The sequence below is a fragment of the Rhizobium sophoriradicis genome (assembly GCF_003939025.1).
In the GTDB taxonomy this organism is placed as follows: Bacteria; Pseudomonadota; Alphaproteobacteria; order Rhizobiales; family Rhizobiaceae; genus Rhizobium; species Rhizobium sophoriradicis.
Genome location: NZ_RQIH01000008.1, coordinates 99,303 through 115,798, shown reverse-complemented (window position 1 = coordinate 115,798; position 16,496 = coordinate 99,303). Strand labels below are relative to the sequence as shown.

Sequence of the window (16,496 nt, the reverse complement as noted above, 5' to 3'; positions counted from 1 at the left end):
TAGAGTAGTCGTCATAAATCCGTCATCATCGGGAGATGGTTGACAAGCCAATACAAGCCGCACAAAATGCCGGCCCGGTCGCAGTATGTTTAGATTTTTGAGGTATTTAACAGCGTGAATGTCAGAGAAATCATAAATCCACTTGAACAAAATTATCCGTGCGGAGAAAACGTTCGGACCAATACTGCATCACGTGAAATATACTATAGAATTAAAGACGCCAGAAACGCCGCACGTACAGCCGAACGTAGTATTTCACCAGGCGACATTATTATGCTTGCACCCGCCTGGCACGATGTTAGCAATCTTGGATTGCAAATTCTTTCTTCCGAGAGCAAGGACATAGAAGTATTGGCCTGGCTCGCCGAAGCGCAGCTGCGGCTGCGCGGCTTCTCAGGATTGCGCGACGTCTATGTTGCAACCGCGTCGCTTTTAGACAAGCATTTCGACACTTTGCACTCGATCGGAGACAGCGATTTCGAGGAGCGGTTCGCTCCCTTTGCGGGTCTTAACGGCGTGGGCGGCGAAGGAACGCTTATCCAGGCTATTCGTTTGACTTCGTTGATCCCGGACGGAAAATTCGCTCAGTTTTCGCTCTGGGATTTCCAGCTTTCGCAGCGGTCGAACGAAGCCGAGCGGCGCAAGGAATTGCAGCAGGCGGCGGCAGAAGCCGGTGTCGCACAGATGTCGGCCCATCTCAGGGTGGTGACAGAGTGCATCGCCGCTTTCGACCGCATGATCGAAATACTTGATCATCACTGCGGGGATCAGGCGCCGCCGAGCTCCAATACACGCAATGCTTTGCAGGAAGCGGCATCTGCAATCCGGATGCTCGCCGGCATCGAGGCTCCCTCGGCCATGTCCGAAACCCCTGCCTCGCAAGGCTCGGAGCCGCTGCCGGCAACCGATATCGGTGAGTCCGAGGCCGTCCGCATGCGGCCCGTCGACGCCGAGATGATTCGTTCACGCGAAGAGGCCTTCGAACTGCTCGCTGTCGTTGCGCGCTATTTCCGTCGCACCGAACCCCATTCACCGATCTCCATGTCGATCGAGACCTTGGTGCGCCGCGGCCGCATGGATTTTTCCGAGCTACTTGCCGAGCTCCTGCCTGAGCAGCACACGCGCAATGCAGTGCTGACAGCGGCCGGCATACAGCCCGTAACCGACAAGGGAGGCTAGCGGCCTGAGGTCGGGCCCTGCCCGGCCGCAATCTGGAGCATCCGCAATTCGTAATCCGCCGATGAGACGAAGGAGAGCCTCGATGGCAAGTGTACATGAGAAACTGGAACGGGTTCGCAAGCCGCGGGTCCATATTAAATATGAAGTCGAAACCGAAGGCGCGATGGTGGTGAAGGAGCTGCCTTTCGTCGTGGGCGTGCTCGGCGACTTCTCCGGCAATCCGACGCAGCCGCTCAAGGCTTTCGGCGAGCGCAAGTTCGTGCAGATCGACCGCGACAATTTCGACGACGTCATGCGCCGGATGACACCGGGCCTCACGCTTTCGGTCGAGAACACTCTCGAGAAAGACGGAACGGAGCTTCCGGTTTCGCTGAAATTCGAAAGCATGGCCGATTTCGAACCCGGCGCGGTCGTCGATCAGGTGCCGGCGCTGAAGGCGCTGCTCAACGCCCGCAACCAGCTGCGCGACCTGATGAGCAAGGCGGACCGCTCCGAGGAGCTCGAGCGCCTGCTCGAGGACATCCTGCAGAACAAGGCCGATCTCTCGCAGCTGGTGGCCCAGCTTGGCGGCGGCAAGGCCGAAGAGGCGAAGGACGTGCTGAATTGAGTGCCTGGGATCGCAGGCCGATCGCGGCCGCGCGAATTCCTGAAGAGTCGTTGTCCGGCAGCGGCCCCTTGTTAAGGGAAACCCTCACAGCCCCGAGGGTCGCCGCTTCGCAAAAAAGGATCGTTAGATGACCGCCGAAACGCAATTGCAGACAAAGGAAGAAGTAGGCTTCGCACCCGATGAGAGCCTGCTCTCGAAGGTCGTTGCGGCAACCCGCCAGACCGAGCCCGACCGCGCGCAGGACCTTCTGCGCACCCTCACCGATCAAGCCCTGAAGGGCACCGTCACCTATGATCGTAACCTCACGATCACTTTGAACAACGCCATTGCCGAGATCGACAAGGCGATCTCGAGCCAGCTCGCGGCAATCATGCAGTCGCCGGAGTTCACCAAGCTCGAAGGCGCCTGGCGCGGCCTGCACTATCTGGTCAAGAACAGCGAGACCAGCGCCAACCTGAAGATCCGCGTGCTCAACGCCTCCAAGCGAGACATCGCCAAGGATCTCGCCAAGGCCGTCGAGTTCGACCAGTCCAGGCTCTTCAAGTCGGTCTATGAAGACGAGTTCGGCACTCCAGGCGGCGAACCGATGGGCGCGCTGATCGGCGACTATGAGTTCGACAATTCCTTCGACGACGTCCAGCTTCTGCAAGGCGTCTCGATGATCGCCGCCGCCGCCTTCGCCCCGTTCATCTCGGCGGCGAGCCCCCGCATGTTCGGCTTCGAGGATTTCCGGGAGCTGGCAAAACCCCGCGATCTGGAAAAGATCTTCGAGACGGTCGAATACGCCAAGTGGCGCAGCCTGCGCGACAGCGATGATTCCCGCTTCGTGACGCTCGCCATGCCGCGCGTGCTCGCCCGCATGCCCTACGGTCCGAAGACCAGCCCGATCGAAGAATTCAACTTCGACGAAACCGGCGGCTCCAAGACCGGCGAACTGCCGCACGGCTCCTATTGCTGGATGAACGCAGCCTATGTGATGGGCACGCGTCTCACCGAAGCTTTCGCCAAGAACGGCTGGTGCACCGCCATTCGCGGCGCGGAAAATGGCGGCAAGGTCGAAGGCCTGCCGATGCATATCTTCTCCAGCGACGACGGCGATCTCGATCTGAAATGCCCGACGGAAGTCGGCATTACCGATCGCCGCGACGCCGAACTCGGCAAGCTCGGCTTCCTGCCGCTCTGCCACTACAAGAATACCGACTATGCGGTGTTCTTCGGGGCGCAGACAGCCCACAAGCCGAAGCTCTACGACCGGCCGGAGGCAACCGCCAATGCCGCCGTTTCCGCCCGCCTTCCCTATATGATGGCAACCTCGCGCTTTGCCCATTACCTCAAGGTCATGGGCCGCGATAAGATCGGCTCCTTCATGGAAGCGGAAGATTGCGAGGCCTGGCTCAACCGCTGGATCTCCAACTATGTCAACGCCAATGACGACGCCGGCGAGGAGTCGCGGGCGAAATATCCGCTGCGCGAGGCAAAGGTCACCGTCCAGGAAATCCCCGGCAGGCCGGGCGCTTACAACGCAGTGGCCTGGATGCGTCCGTGGCTGCAGATGGAGGAATTGACGACCTCGCTGCGCATGGTCGCGCGGATTCCTTCGAAGAACTGATGAAATCAGAGTCCGGCGCGGCGGTTTTCCGCCGCGCCAAGCTCTTGCGAAACATTTGGTCAGGTCGACGATGGGTTCCAGCACTGAATGGCGGCGCCGGGCGGATCAGTTGATTACGCTGATCGACGGGGCGCTGAACAGGCAAGTCAATGCCATCCTCCACCATCCCGATTTTCAGGCGATGGAGGCGAGATGGCGTGGCCTTGCCATGCTCGTGCGCGAGGCAAGCCGCAGCGGCGAGGTGAAGGTTAAGCTTCTCAGCGTCAGCTGGCGTGAACTGGCGCGCAGCATGGAGCGTGCCAGCGATTTCGACCAGAGCCACCTCTTCGAATTGATCTACAGCCGCGAGTTCGGCATGCCGGGCGGCGAGCCCTTCGGCTTGTTGGTCGGCGACTATCATCTGTCTCCGCACGATCCCGCCGACGGCGATCCGGTCAGCACGCTGTCGCAGATCGGCATGGTGGCGGCTGCCGCCTTCTGCCCCTTCGTCGCGGGTGCGGCGCCGCTTTCGATCGGGCTTGAAGACTTTCACGAGCTGAACCGCGTCAACGACTTCTCCTGGCTTGCCACGGAGACGGACCGCATCCGCTGGAACGGTCTGCGCGCCCGAGAAGATTCGCGGTTCCTCGGGCTCGTCGCGCCACGCATCCTGATGCGCTCGCCGCTTGCGCCGCATGCGCGCGATCGCAATGACGGCTTTCCCTTCCGCGAAAGCATTGCTGCCGACGGCAGTTCGTTGCTCTGGGGCAATGCCGCTTTCGCCTTTGCGACCGTCGTCATTCGCAATTTCATCGCATCCGGCTGGTTTGCGGAGATCCGCGGCGTCACGCAGGATGCCGTCGACGGCGGCCTGCTGAGCGCAAGCGAATTGCCGCCTTACGATCTCGGCACGGAGAGCAACGGGCTTTCCGCCCAGGCGCCGGTCGAAGTCCAGCTGACCAGCAGCCAGGAGCAACAGCTGTGTGACCTCGGCATCATTCCCGTCGCGACCACCTATCTCTCCTCTGCGGCGATCTTCAATTCCAATCAGTCGCTGCATGCACCGCCGCATTATTCCAACGAGCATGCACGCCAGAACGCCCGGCTCGCCGCCATGCTGCAATATGTGCTCTGCGCCTCGCGCTTCGCGCATTATCTCAAGGTTATCATGCGCGACGAAATCGGCCAGCTCTCCGATGCGCTCTCGATCGAGCGCAAGCTCATGGACTGGCTGACCGCCTATACGCTCGGCAATGACGACGCCGATATCGCGCTGCGCACCCGTTTCCCGCTGCGCTCGGCCGGCATCGGCGTCGCCGAAATTCCGGGCAAGCCCGGCAGCTTCTCCTGTACCGTCCGGCTGCAGCCGCATTTTCAGCTCGATGACGTTGCCACGAGCTTCCACCTTATCGCCGAGACCGCAACCACCGGCCAGATTCTGAGCCGCCCGGTTGCCATACCCGAGAGGATGTCCGCATGACGCTTTCCGCCAGCATCGCCCGATCGCTCAGCGACAACGCCCTCGAGGACGCGCTCGAAGAGGTCAAGGCGCATCTGAAGGCCAAGCCCTCGGATCAGGAGGCGCGGCATCTCTATATCGATCTTCTCGTCCTTGCCGGAGAATATGAGCGGGCGGACAATCAGTGCAGCCTTGCCGCTACCCTCTCTCCCGACGCGACGATGGGCTTTGCCCTGTTGCGCAACGAACTTCGGGCGATGGCGGCACGCGACGCCTGGTTCGAAAGCGCCGCTCTGCCGGAATTTCCGCAAGGGCCGAGCGAACTCGACAGGCTCGCCGTCCGCCTCGGTATCGCCCATCGCGAGGGCAATGCGGACGATGCGAAAACGGCCCTCGCTGCGCTCGAAGACCTCAGGGGCGAGCGCCCGCTGATCCGGAACGGCAAGGCGATTTCCGATTTCCGCGATCTCGACGACCGCACACCGCACGCCCTCGAAGTCATCATGACCGGCGGCGGCTATCTCTGGATCGACTTCGCCAAGATATCAGCCCTGTCCATCGAGCCGATTGCCCGGCCGCGAGATCTCGCCTTCCGTCGCGCCGAATTGACGCTGATCGACGGCGCCGCTGCATCGGTGCTTCTGCCGGCCGTTTATCACGGCACCGGCAAGGATGCGGCGCTCAGGCTCGGACGCGAAACCGAATGGGTCGAGGAACCGAGCGGCATCACCACCGGCCGCGGTCAGCGCTGCTTCCTCGCCGGCGATGAACTCGTCTCCTTCCATGACACCCAAAGTTTGGAGATCGAGCCGGCAAGCTCTGCCGGCAGGCAGGTCGCGCATGGTTGATCCGCTCGAACGCTACCGGCAGCGCGACCGAGTCCTGTCCCGCTCGATCCTCGACAGGCTGATCGACGAGGCCCCGGATCGCGCCGCCGATCCGTCGGTCAGTTTCGTCGACCAGGTCCGCGAGGTCAGGGAGGCGATCCGCCGCGATCTCGAAGCGCTGCTCAACACGCGGCGGTGCCCGACGACGCCGCCGACGGACCTTTCAGAATTGCGGGACGCCCTGGTCAGCTATGGCGTCGACGGTATCGTCTCGGCAAATCTGATGACCGACCAGGCGAAGCTCAAGCTGGCGGAAGCTATCGAGCGGCGGGTTGCGCTGTTCGAGACGCGGCTTGCCGATATCAGGGTGACGATCCTGAAAAGCCGGACGATGACCGAACGGGCGCTGCGCATGCGCATCCAGGCGACCTTCCGCCTGCATGAGGGCATGCCGCCGATCAGCTTCGAATCGACCATCGATCCGTCGACCCAGCGTGTCCTCGTGGAGGCGGCGCATGGCTGAAGGTTTCCTGCACCGCTACAATGAGGAATTGCTGGCACTGCGGCGCCGGGCCGCGCGCTTTGCCGACGCTTTCCCCAAGATCGCCGGCCGCCTGCGCATGACCGGCGACGTCGCCGACGACCCGCATGTGGAACGCCTGATCCAGAGTTTCGCCTATTCGGCGGCGCGCGTGCGTCAGAAGCTCGACGACGAATTTCCCGAACTGACCGACGGCCTGCTTGAAACGCTCTATCCGCATTATCTCGCACCCCTGCCGTCGATGAGCATCGTCAAGTTCCGGCCAAGCGACACACTCGCCTCCGTCCAGACCGTGCCCCGCCACACCGAGGTGCTCGCAGAGCAGGTGAGAGGCGAAGCCTGCCGCTTCCGCACTACGCAGGATGTCGAGATGGCACCGATCGATATCACGGGTGCTGCGCTTTCCGGCCAGCCGATCAATGCGCCGCTTTCGTCCTATGCCGGCGTTGCCGGCTGCCTCAGGCTCTCCATCCGCTCTCTCGATGCCCGCAAGCCCCTGGGCAGCCTCGGCCTGAGCCGGCTGCGCCTGCATATTCCCTCTGCCTGGCAGCAGGCCGTGGCGATCTACGAACTGCTTGCCAACCACACGCTCGGCATCGCGCTTGCCAAACATGCAGACGACCGTTCGCCGATCTTCCTGCCGGCAAGAAACCTGAAACCCGTCGGCTTCGAGCCGGAACAGGCCATGCTGCCCTATCCGGCGCCGAGCTTCATCGGCTACCGCCTGCTCACCGAATTTTTCGCGCTGCCGCGGAAATTTCTGTTTCTCGATATCGAAGGGCTCGAGTGCTGGCGAGGGGAAACGCTGGAACTCTTCGTTTACCTCGGGGAAAGCGACGCCAAGCTGGAGCGGGCGGTTTCGGCCCGCGACTTCGCGCTCAACGCCACGCCCGTCGTCAACCTGTTTCGCCAGGTCTGCGAGCCGATCGCCGTCGATGGCACCCGCACCGAATACCGTCTGCTGCCGGATGCACGGCGCCAGAAGACCCGTGAGATCTATTCGATCGACCGCGTGCTGCTGACCGGATCGCGCGGCCAGGAGGAATTCTGCCAGCCCTTCTTCGGACGATCGCAACGCGCAGGCGCGAGCGCGACCTACTGGCAGGCCTCTCGCCGTTTCAACGAAGACGACAGGACCAGCGATATGGATATCGCCTTCGTCGACCGGCAGCGCCGGCCGGCCGCTTCGGTCGATGCGGTGGCGAGCGTCGATACGCTCTGCCTCAACCGCGACCTGCCGGAACAGCTTCCCTTCGGCGGTGGCCACCCGTTGCTGCAGCTCGCCTCCGGCCATGAGGCGGTCGCAGGCGTCGAGGCGCTGATCCCGCCGACACCGTCGGTCAGAATGAACGATCAGGATGGCCGGAACTGGCGGCTGATGTCGCACCTCCTCCTCAACCATCTGTCGCTGTTCGACAATGATGGGGCCGCATTGAAGGACATCCTGTCGCTCTATGCCTTTCGCGACAGTCCCGAGACCAAGCAGTTCGCCGATGCGCTGGTCGGGATCAAGGCCGCCAACTCGACCGCCCGTCTCGGCAGCGGCGGCATGGTGCCCGGCACCGAGATCGCGCTGGAATTCGATCCGGCCGCCATCGACCGGCCTTCGGCCTTCCTGTTCGGCAGCGTGCTCGACCGCTTCTTCAGCCTCTACACCTCGGTCAATAGCTTCACCCGGCTCACTGTCGGCATGAAGGGGCAGTCGAGGCCGATCGCCCGCTGGCCGGCGCGCGCCGCCGAACGCCCGCTTCTCTGAGAAAGGACCGCCAGTCGATCATGGACATGCAAGCCGCCAGCAAGCCAGACGCGCTTACCGACCTGCTCGAACGCGACCCCGGCCGTTTCGAGCCGGTGACGGCATTTCGCGTCGCGCAGGCGTCGGTTGGCGAAGGACGGCTTGACGTCGCCTCCCATGTCGGCGTCTCGCCGGCGCCGCTTGCGGTGAGCGGCTACCGGCGCAAGGCCGGCCGCGCCACCGTGCGCAGTGCACTTGCCGGCCTTGTCGGCGCGCTCGGCTCCATGCCATCGGCCTATAACGAACTCGTCATGCGCCAGGAGCGCAACCGATCGCGGGGGCTGGCGAGCTTTTTCGATCTGTTCGGCGCGCGCATGGCGGAGCTCTTCGCCGACGCGTGCGAAAAATACCGGATTGCGAGGCGGCTGCGCTGGGGCGGCGTTTGGGCAAGCAATGCTTTCGTCACCACGCTGCTGTCGCTGACCGGCTTCGGCACCAAGCGGCTCGTCGATAAGAGCGGCGTCGACGAGGAGTTGATCCTGCGCTTTTCCGGGTTCTTCGCGGCGCGCAACCGCAATACCGTCAACCTGCGCGCCATGCTGACCGAATTCAGCGGCCTGCCGGTGGAGATCGAACTGTTCCGCGGCCGCTGGCTGAGCATTCCGCCGGAAGAGCGCAGTCGGATGAGCCAGCTGCAGGGCGTGCAGCTCGGGGTCAATGCCACGGCCGGTGCCGCCGTTCACGATTTCAGCGGCGGCTTCCGCGTCGTCATCGGCCCGCTCGGTTATGCCGATTATCTCACGCTTGCGCCGGGCGGAAAGGCCATCACCGAACTCTTCGCCCTGACCCGGCTCTATGTCGGCTCGGCGCTCGATTTCGACATACAGGTCGTGCTGAAAAAGGAGGACGTTCCCTTCTGCCGGCTCGGCCAGGCAGGCGATCCGCCTCGTCTCGGCTGGAACAGCTGGGCGAGGGTCGCACCGGCGGCAAAGGACAGCGGCGATGCGATCATCGTCGAACGCCTGTCGGCCGAGATGCGGTGAGGAGGTGAGGATGCGGCTCGAACTGAGAGAGATCACCGGCGACGCGGTGACAATGGCCGGCCGGCCGAAATGGTTTTTCGAACGCGGCCGGCGCACGCTCGGCCGGGCGCCCGATTGCGACTGGCAGCTGCCGGCGGACAGGCTGTCGATTTCGAAACTTCATTGCATCATCGAGCGCGACCGCGACGGCTTCCTTTTGCGCGACCAGAGCGCCAACGGCTCCCGCGTCGATGGCGTTGCCGTGCATGAAGGCCAAATCGCCAGGCTTTCCGACAGGTCGCGGCTGGAGATGGGCGGACTTGCATTCTCCGTCCACATCTCCGGCGACAGGGATCGCGACATCGAGGACCCCGATGCCGGGCTCGTCTTGAGCGACGAACCGCTGACCATTTCCGCGATCCTTGCCGACATCGCGCCGGGCGGCCATACCGCAAACGGCATTCTCGGTGAGCGCACGGCCGACGATTGGAGCCCTTCCGAACAGGCCGGCAAGAAAGGCGCGGCGTCATCCCGCAATGTCGAGATCGGATGGAGCGGGCCCCCGGAGATTCGCACGCTGACCCAGCTTCTGCCGGAAGACTGGAATTCGGAGGACACCGAATACGCCAGCCATTTGGAACACGGCTCGGCCACCCATATCGCAGTCCCCATCGCCCAACGCCGGACCGCGCCGCTGATCGACATCTTCAACGACAATGCGCAACCCGAATCCGAAGATTTTCCGGCGCTGAGCATCGGCCGGCCCGCAGCCCTCGCCGACAGGCTGGAGCCGTTGCTCGGCCGGCTCGAGGAGGCTGTCGAGAGTGCCTATGCCGTTTTCGAAATGAATGCACCGCCTTCCGGCAGCCAGCCGGACTTCCCTGACAGGGAGGAGGCGCTGCTTGCCCGCATCGAGACCCTGCTCGGCCGGCAGCTCAAGCTCAATTCCGCGCTCGAAGCCCTCGCCCAGGCGGCGGGCCAGCTGGAGCCGCGCAGCCTGGAAGCGCGTGTCGAGACGGGCGCCTGGCGTCGGGACCGGAACTACTGGCGGGCCTACCGGGCGCAATTCGAAAAAGACGGCAAAAGCCGATCGGTCCAGGACTTTTTTCGCGACGCCATGCTGGCAGCGATGAACGGCAGGGACACAGGGCCTCGTCCACAAGACAGCCAGGAAGGACAAGACGCGCATCATGAGGAATGAGAACCGGGTGGCCTGGAGCGAGGGCATGTTCCTTCGCGTGCAGCATTTTCAGCAGGCGGACCGCTGGACCGAACGGCTCGTGCGCACCGCCACGCACGGCCTGTCGCCCTATCCCTGGGGGATCGCGGAGATCGGCATCGACCGCGGGGCGCTGGCGATCGGCCAGTTCGCGCTGTCGAACCTGCGCGGCGTGTTGCCCGACGGCACGCCGTTCGAAGCGCCCGTCGATGCCGATCTGCCGCCGCCGCTCGATCTCGACGAGAACACCAAGAATGCGATTGTCTATCTCGCACTTCCCGCCCGCCAGCCCGGCAAGGCTGATGTGGCGCTGAATGGCGGTGCTCAGCGCAACAGCGTTCGCCTCGTGGCCTCGCCCTATGAGGCGCCCGACGCAAATGTCGAGACCGACTTCATGGCCCCCATCGATGTCGGCCGCCTCAGCCTGCGTTATCTCAAGACCGGCGACGAGCTGGCCGGCTACGAGCTGATCGGACTTGCCCGCATCATCGAGGTGCGCTCCGACAGGGCTGTCATTCTCGACCCCGATTACATCCTGCCGAGCCTCAACTGCACGGCCGCCGGCCGGCTGAACGAATTGATCACCGAGCTTCTCGGCATCGTGCGCCACCGCGCCGAAGCCATTGCCGAACGCATCGGCGATCCCACCATCCGCGGCACGGCGGAGGTCGGCGATTACCTGCTCCTGCAGATCCTCAATCGCGCCGATCCGATGCTGAAGCATATCTCGGCCAATGCGACGCGCATCCATCCGATCGTCTTTTACGAGCACTGCATCCAGCTTGCCGGCGAGCTTGCCACCTTCACCACCGAGCGCAAGCGGGCGAGCGACTTCCCGCCCTACCGCCACGACGACCTGAAGGCGACCTTTGCCGCCGTCTTCGATGATCTCAGAGCCTCGCTTTCCTCGGTGCTCGAACAGGCGGCGGTGGCGATCGAGCTCGCCGAACGCCGGCATGGTGTCAGGATCGGCACGATCAACGACCGTTCCCTGCTTCGGGATGCCGGCTTCGTGCTGGCGGTCCGGGCAGAGATGCCGGCCGAGGACGTGCGCCGCAAGCTGCCGGCGCAGATCAAGGTCGGCCCGGTCGAACGCATCGCCGACCTCGTCAACGTGGCGCTGCCGGGCATTCCCGTACGGCCGCTGCCGGTGCTGCCGCGCCAGCTCCCCTATCGCTCCGGCACCATCTACTTCGAACTCGACACCAAGAATCCGCTCTGGAAACAACTCGATACCTCCGGCGCCATCGCCGTGCACCTCGCCGGCGATTTCCCCGGGCTCGAAATAGAACTGTGGGCCCTTAGAGAATGAAGAACGAACCCGCCTCCACCTGGCAAAGCCTGCCGACCATCGTCGAACTCACCGAGGATGGTGTGAAGAAAAAGCAATCCGCCCGAAAGATGGCGGAGATGCTGGAGGACGTTCTCGATTTTCCCGAAGCCGAGAAGGCAACGGCGGCAGCGCTCGCGACGGGCGGAGCATCGGTCGAAACACTCGTACGGGATTTCCGCTTCGGCGCCGAAGACGTGCCGACCTTGGTGCGCTCGGCCGCGCCGCTGCTCAACCTCGCCCATGGCCTGCGCTACACGGACGAGCAGCCCGATATCGATGAACTGAGGTCGGTGGCAATCGCAGCGGTCGGCCGCTACGAGCGGGATCTCGCCAGCGCGCGCATCAGCCCCGAGCGGGCGCGTGCCGCCCATTATGTCGTCTGCGCGACCGTCGACGACGTCGTGCTCAGCAAAGCCTGGGGCGTGCGCGCCGGCTGGGCCCGTTCGGGCCTCGTTTCCACCTTCCATATGGATGTGACCGGCGGCGAGCGGGTGTTCGATCTGCTCGATCATTTCCACCAGAGCCCCGGCGCCAACAAGGACCTGCTGCTGCTCATCTATCTCTGCCTGTCGCTCGCCTTCGAGGGCCGCACCCGCGTTTCCGCGCGCGGCGGGCTGGAGCTCGCCCGCATCCGCGACAGTCTCTATAAGACGCTGCTCGGCCAATACGGCGTCTTCGAACGGGAGCTTTCTCCGCATTGGAAAGGCGTTTCCGCCCGGCACCAGCCGCTGCGCACCGCCGCCGCCCTTTGGACGCTGCTTTCCGTCCTGACGCTGATCCTGGCTTTCGGCTACCTGTTCTTCACGCTTTCGCTGAACCGCGCCTCCGACGGCACGTTCGAGCGCCTTGCCAACCTGCCGCCACGCGAGACGCCAAGCGTGCTGGTCAAGGTGCCGGAGCCGCCGCGCGCCCCTCCGCCTGTTGTCGTCGCGCAAACGCCGCCGCCACCGCCACCGCCGCAGGTAAAGCCACCGAGCCGTCTCGACAATCTGCTCGCCTTCCTCCAGCCGGAGGTCGAGAAGAAGCTTGTCACGCTGTCGGATTCGAATGGCAGGCTGCTCGTGCGTATCAGCAATTCCGGCCTGTTTGCCACCGGCAGCGCCGAAGTCAGCGAGAAATTCCACGATCTCCTGCAGCGCATCGGCGGCGCGCTCGCCGCGGAGAAATTCCGCGCCGTCGTCGTAGGCTATACGGACAATGTGCCGATCCGCACCATCCAGTTCCCATCCAACTGGCACCTGTCGGAAGCCCGCGCCAAGGCGGTCGGCGAAATCCTCGCATCATTCACCGGGCCGGGGGCGATCCTGACCGAGGGACGCGCCGACAGCGATCCGATCGCCGGCAACGACACGCAGGAGGGCCGGGAGATGAACCGCCGCACCGAGATCCTGGTGCTGACCGATCCGAGCGAACGGCTGAACGACGCCGGTTTCAAGACAGCGCCGATCGAGGCCGAAAGACCGAATGCACCGGCTGCCGCCGCAGGAGGCGCTTCGCGATGATGAATCCCTTAAGTTATTTCTATACGCTGCGTTCCTATGTGGAAGCCTATGCCGGCCTTCTCGGCCGCCGCTTCATCTCGATCATATGGGTGGCGGCGATCTGCGTCGTCATCTGGTTCTACGGCTATCTCGCCGCCTATGGCGACTTCAAGCCGCTGGCGAGCGCCTCGGCGCGGCTGACGCTGATTGGCGTCATCATTGCCGCCTGGCTCGCCTACCTCCTGTTCACCGTGATCCGCGACCGCCGTCGCGACAAGCAGCTCGTCGAAGGGATCGAGCGTGACGCCGAGGCCGAAGCGGCGGCCAGCCAGCAGGCTGAGGTCGGCGAGATCCACAGCCGGCTGAAGGAGGCGTTGCAGTTCCTGCGCCGCATCACCAAGCGACGCTTCGGCTATATTTACGAGCTGCCCTGGTACGTGATCTTCGGCGCGCCGGGCTCCGGCAAGACGACGGCGCTCACCAATTCCGGCCTCAAATTCCCGCTCGGCGATGCGCTCGGCAGCAACTCGGTTCAGGGCATCGGCGGCACACGCAACTGCAATTGGTGGTTCACCGACGAGGCAATCCTCATCGATACCGCCGGCCGCTACACCACGCAGGACGATCTGAACGGCACCGCCAAGGCCGGCTGGGAAGGCTTTCTCGGTCTCCTCAGGAAATATCGCCGGTCGCAGCCGATCAATGGCGCGCTGGTGACGCTGTCGATCGGCGATCTGTTGACACGCGATCCCGAAGCCCAGCGCGAGGAAATCCGGGCGATCCGCCAGCGGCTGTCCGAGCTCGATGAACTCCTGCATGCGCGCGTGCCGGTCTATCTGCTCCTGACCAAGGCCGATCTCCTGACCGGCTTCGTCGAATTCTTCGACGGCTTCAACAAGAGCGACCGCGAACAGGTCTGGGGCACGACCTTCGGGCTCGACGAAAGCTATAAGGCGGCCAACCTGCCGGAACGCTTCACAGAGGAATTCACCCTGCTGCAGCAACGCATCGACGCCATGCTGATCGAGCGCCTGCAGCAGGAGCCCAATCCGGAGCTGCGCGGCCGCATCTTCCGTTTCCCCGCCGAGCTCGCCTCGCTGAAGGAGCGCCTGCATGAAGTGACGACGGAGCTTTGCTCGGGCTCGAAACTGGTCGACGCGCCGCTCCTGCGCGGCATCTATTTCGCCTCCGGCACCCAGAGGGAGGAAGCAGCCGCCACACCGCGCATGCGGCGCAGCTATTTCCTCTCGCGCCTCTTCAAGGAGGTGATCTTCGGCGAGGCTTCGCTGGTCGCCCGCGACAAGCGGCTTTCCGGCCGGCAGCTCCTCTTCCGCCGCGCCGCTTACGCGAGCGCGGTCCTGCTGCTGGCCGTGGTGCTGACCAGCTGGACGGCCACCTACTTCCAGAACACCACGGCGCTCGCCGGTGCGGAAAGACGCATCGATGCCTATGAGCAGCTGGTGCGCGGCGTGCCGGTGCGCGACGTCTCGGATGCGGATTTCCTACGCATCTTGCCGGCGCTTGATAATCTCGCTGCCGTCACTACCGATTTTTCGAAGACGCGCGTCTGGCCGGTGAGCCTCGGCCTCGATCAGGACGGCAAGGTCGCGAGCCGCCAGCGCGAAGCCTATCAGCGGGCGCTGAACACGCTGCTCCTACCCCGCATGCTGGTGCAGCTCCAGAAGGAGATGACCGAGACCACCGACGTCAACAGAACCTTCGACGCTCTGAAACTCTACGGCATGCTTGGCGGGCTCGGCCCGATGAATGCGGATTTCGCCTCCCTGGAAGCGGAAGACATGTTCACCAGGCTCTATCCCGACGAAGGCCGTACCGCGGCGCGCAACGCGCTGATCACCCATGCGGAAGCCATGGCGCGCGGCGCGCTGCCGCCGATCGATCTCGACAAGACGCTGATCGCCAAGGCACGCGACATCATCCGATCGCAGAACATCGCCAGCCGCGCCTATGATATCCTGGCGGAATACCGCGCCTCCCGCGCCCTTCCCGGCTGGAGTCCGGCCGGTGCGCTCGGCCCGCTCGGCGAACAGGTATTCGAGCGGACCTCCAAGGCGCCGCTTGGCGAGAGCATCCCCGGCCTTTTTTCCGCGACCGGCTACCGCACGGTCGTTCTGCCCGAGATCAGCGAGGCCGCGCGGGAGGCACTCGACGAGCAGTGGGTTCGCGGCGTCCCCAATCCCGCCGGTGTCACGGTCGACACCATCGCCCAAGCCACACTTCAGCTTTACTTCGACAAGTTCGATCAACGCTGGTCGACCCTCTTGACCGATATCAGGGTCAAACCTTCGCAGACGATCAGCGACGCGGCTGAGACCACCCGGATCCTCGCCGGCAAGCCCGGCCCCGTTGAGACGATCGCGAATTCGATCGCCGCGGCCACCGATCTGCGCGGCCCCGCCGCCGAGATCGCCTCGGCTGCCGACGGCAATTTGAGCGTCTCAACAACGGCGCTGAGCAGTGCCGCCAATGCGCCCGATCCCTTCGGCCGTCTTCGAGACGCGCTGAAGACGCCGGCCGGCCAATCGCCGCTTCCCGACCAATCGAAGGAGGCGCCGCGCTCGGAAATCGGGCAGCTGGAACCGATCCTGCAGAAAGTGCAGGAGCAGCTTTCGCGGGCGACGACCTCTACGGCCGAAGTGGCGAAAGTCTTCGACGTCGATAGCCAGCTGACCGACGCCAATCAGGACTTGCTGCAGCAGGCCCGGAAGTTGCCGGCGCCGATCGATACATGGATGGCGGGGCTCGCCGCCGATGTCGGATCGCTGGCGGTCAAATCCGCCCGTTCGCGCATCAGCGACGCCTGGGCCGCGGAGGGTGCCGGTTTCTGCTCGAATGTCGTGGCCGGCCGTTATCCCTTCGATCGAAAATCCGCGCGCGACGTGGCGATGAGCGACTTCGTCAGGCTGTTCGGTCCCGAGGGACTGTTCAAGACCTTTTTCAAGGAGAAGCTTGAGGCCTTTGTCGATACCAGCGCTTCGCCATGGGGCTGGAAGGGCACTTTCGGGGCGTCGAGCATTCCGAGCGCGGCGATCGCCCAGTTCGAGAATGCCGACAAGATCAACCGCGCCTTCTTCCCGGCCGGCAGCAAGGACCCGTCGATCACGATCAACGTGAAGCCGGTGTCGCTGACCGATGCCGCCAGCGCGGTGATGCTGGAGATCGAGGGCGAACGCGTTGTCTATTTCCATGGACCGGTCCAGGCGAAATCGATCACATGGCCGTCGACGGAAGCGAACAACACCTCGCGCATCGCCTTCCAGCCGGGCGGCTGGCAGCAGGCCTTGACCGAGAACGGCGACTGGTCGCCCTTCCGCCTCTTCGACGATGCCAATGTCACGGTGCAGGGCGACGATCTGTTCAGGGCACAATTTGAGCAGGACGGCCGGGCGGCGGAGTTCGATGTGCAGTTCGGTTCGGTGCTCAATCCATTCCGGCTGGAGGCGCTCGGCGCCTTCTCATGCCCGGCGCAATTCTGAGCGGACTG

12 protein-coding genes are annotated in these 16,496 nt (G+C 63.9%); all 12 read left to right on the top strand.

Going from position 1 to position 16,496, the window contains the following annotated elements; genetic code table 11:
- Window positions 1-114: 114 nt before the first annotated feature.
- The 12 genes from tssA to tssM all read left to right on the top strand — a co-directional run bounded on the left by tssA (window position 115) and on the right by tssM (window position 16,488).
- Window positions 115-1,179: a type VI secretion system protein TssA gene (gene tssA, locus EFR00_RS15050; protein ID WP_077989010.1), complete on the top strand. Its 1,065-nt coding sequence runs from the start codon at window positions 115-117 to the stop codon at window positions 1,177-1,179.
- 82 nt (window positions 1,180-1,261) lie between these two features.
- Window positions 1,262-1,786, top strand: a complete 525-nt coding sequence (tssB, locus tag EFR00_RS15045; RefSeq protein WP_009991955.1) for a type VI secretion system contractile sheath small subunit — start codon at window positions 1,262-1,264, stop codon at window positions 1,784-1,786.
- Between the two features lie 127 nt (window positions 1,787-1,913).
- Window positions 1,914-3,395, top strand: coding sequence for a type VI secretion system contractile sheath large subunit (gene tssC, locus EFR00_RS15040; RefSeq protein WP_077989009.1), 1,482 nt, complete (start codon window positions 1,914-1,916; stop codon window positions 3,393-3,395).
- 4 nt (window positions 3,396-3,399) lie between these two features.
- Entirely contained in the window at window positions 3,400-4,854 is a 1,455-nt protein-coding gene (gene tssC, locus EFR00_RS15035; RefSeq protein WP_281040126.1) for a type VI secretion system contractile sheath large subunit, read from the top strand.
- Window positions 4,851-5,681 carry a type VI secretion system accessory protein TagJ gene (locus EFR00_RS15030; RefSeq protein ID WP_077989007.1) on the top strand — a complete coding sequence of 277 codons (831 nt, stop codon included), beginning with the start codon at window positions 4,851-4,853 and terminating at the stop codon, window positions 5,679-5,681. Before tssC (EFR00_RS15035) ends, EFR00_RS15030 begins: the two co-directional genes overlap by 4 nt.
- Window positions 5,674-6,183, top strand: a complete 510-nt coding sequence (tssE, locus tag EFR00_RS15025) for a type VI secretion system baseplate subunit TssE (RefSeq protein WP_077989006.1) — start codon at window positions 5,674-5,676, stop codon at window positions 6,181-6,183. Before EFR00_RS15030 ends, tssE begins: the two co-directional genes overlap by 8 nt.
- Complete coding sequence (gene tssF, locus EFR00_RS15020) at window positions 6,176-7,957, top strand: type VI secretion system baseplate subunit TssF (protein ID WP_077989005.1); 1,782 nt, start codon at window positions 6,176-6,178, stop codon at window positions 7,955-7,957. The genes tssE and tssF overlap by 8 nt, the downstream gene beginning before the upstream one ends.
- 20 nt (window positions 7,958-7,977) lie before the next feature.
- Window positions 7,978-8,979, top strand: coding sequence for a type VI secretion system baseplate subunit TssG (gene tssG, locus EFR00_RS15015; protein WP_077989004.1), 1,002 nt, complete (start codon window positions 7,978-7,980; stop codon window positions 8,977-8,979).
- Between the two features lie 10 nt (window positions 8,980-8,989).
- Window positions 8,990-10,159, top strand: a complete 1,170-nt coding sequence (locus EFR00_RS15010) for a type VI secretion system-associated FHA domain protein (protein ID WP_077989003.1) — start codon at window positions 8,990-8,992, stop codon at window positions 10,157-10,159.
- Entirely contained in the window at window positions 10,149-11,489 is a 1,341-nt protein-coding gene (tssK, locus tag EFR00_RS15005; RefSeq protein ID WP_077989002.1) for a type VI secretion system baseplate subunit TssK, read from the top strand. Before EFR00_RS15010 ends, tssK begins: the two co-directional genes overlap by 11 nt.
- Window positions 11,486-13,012, top strand: coding sequence for a type VI secretion system protein TssL, long form (tssL, locus tag EFR00_RS15000; RefSeq protein WP_077989001.1), 1,527 nt, complete (start codon window positions 11,486-11,488; stop codon window positions 13,010-13,012). The genes tssK and tssL overlap by 4 nt, the downstream gene beginning before the upstream one ends.
- Window positions 13,012-16,488 (top strand): type VI secretion system membrane subunit TssM, encoded by a 3,477-nt coding sequence (tssM, locus tag EFR00_RS14995; RefSeq protein ID WP_077989157.1) that lies wholly within the window; start codon window positions 13,012-13,014, stop codon window positions 16,486-16,488. The genes tssL and tssM overlap by 1 nt, the downstream gene beginning before the upstream one ends.
- The last annotated feature ends 8 nt before the right edge of the window (window positions 16,489-16,496 follow it).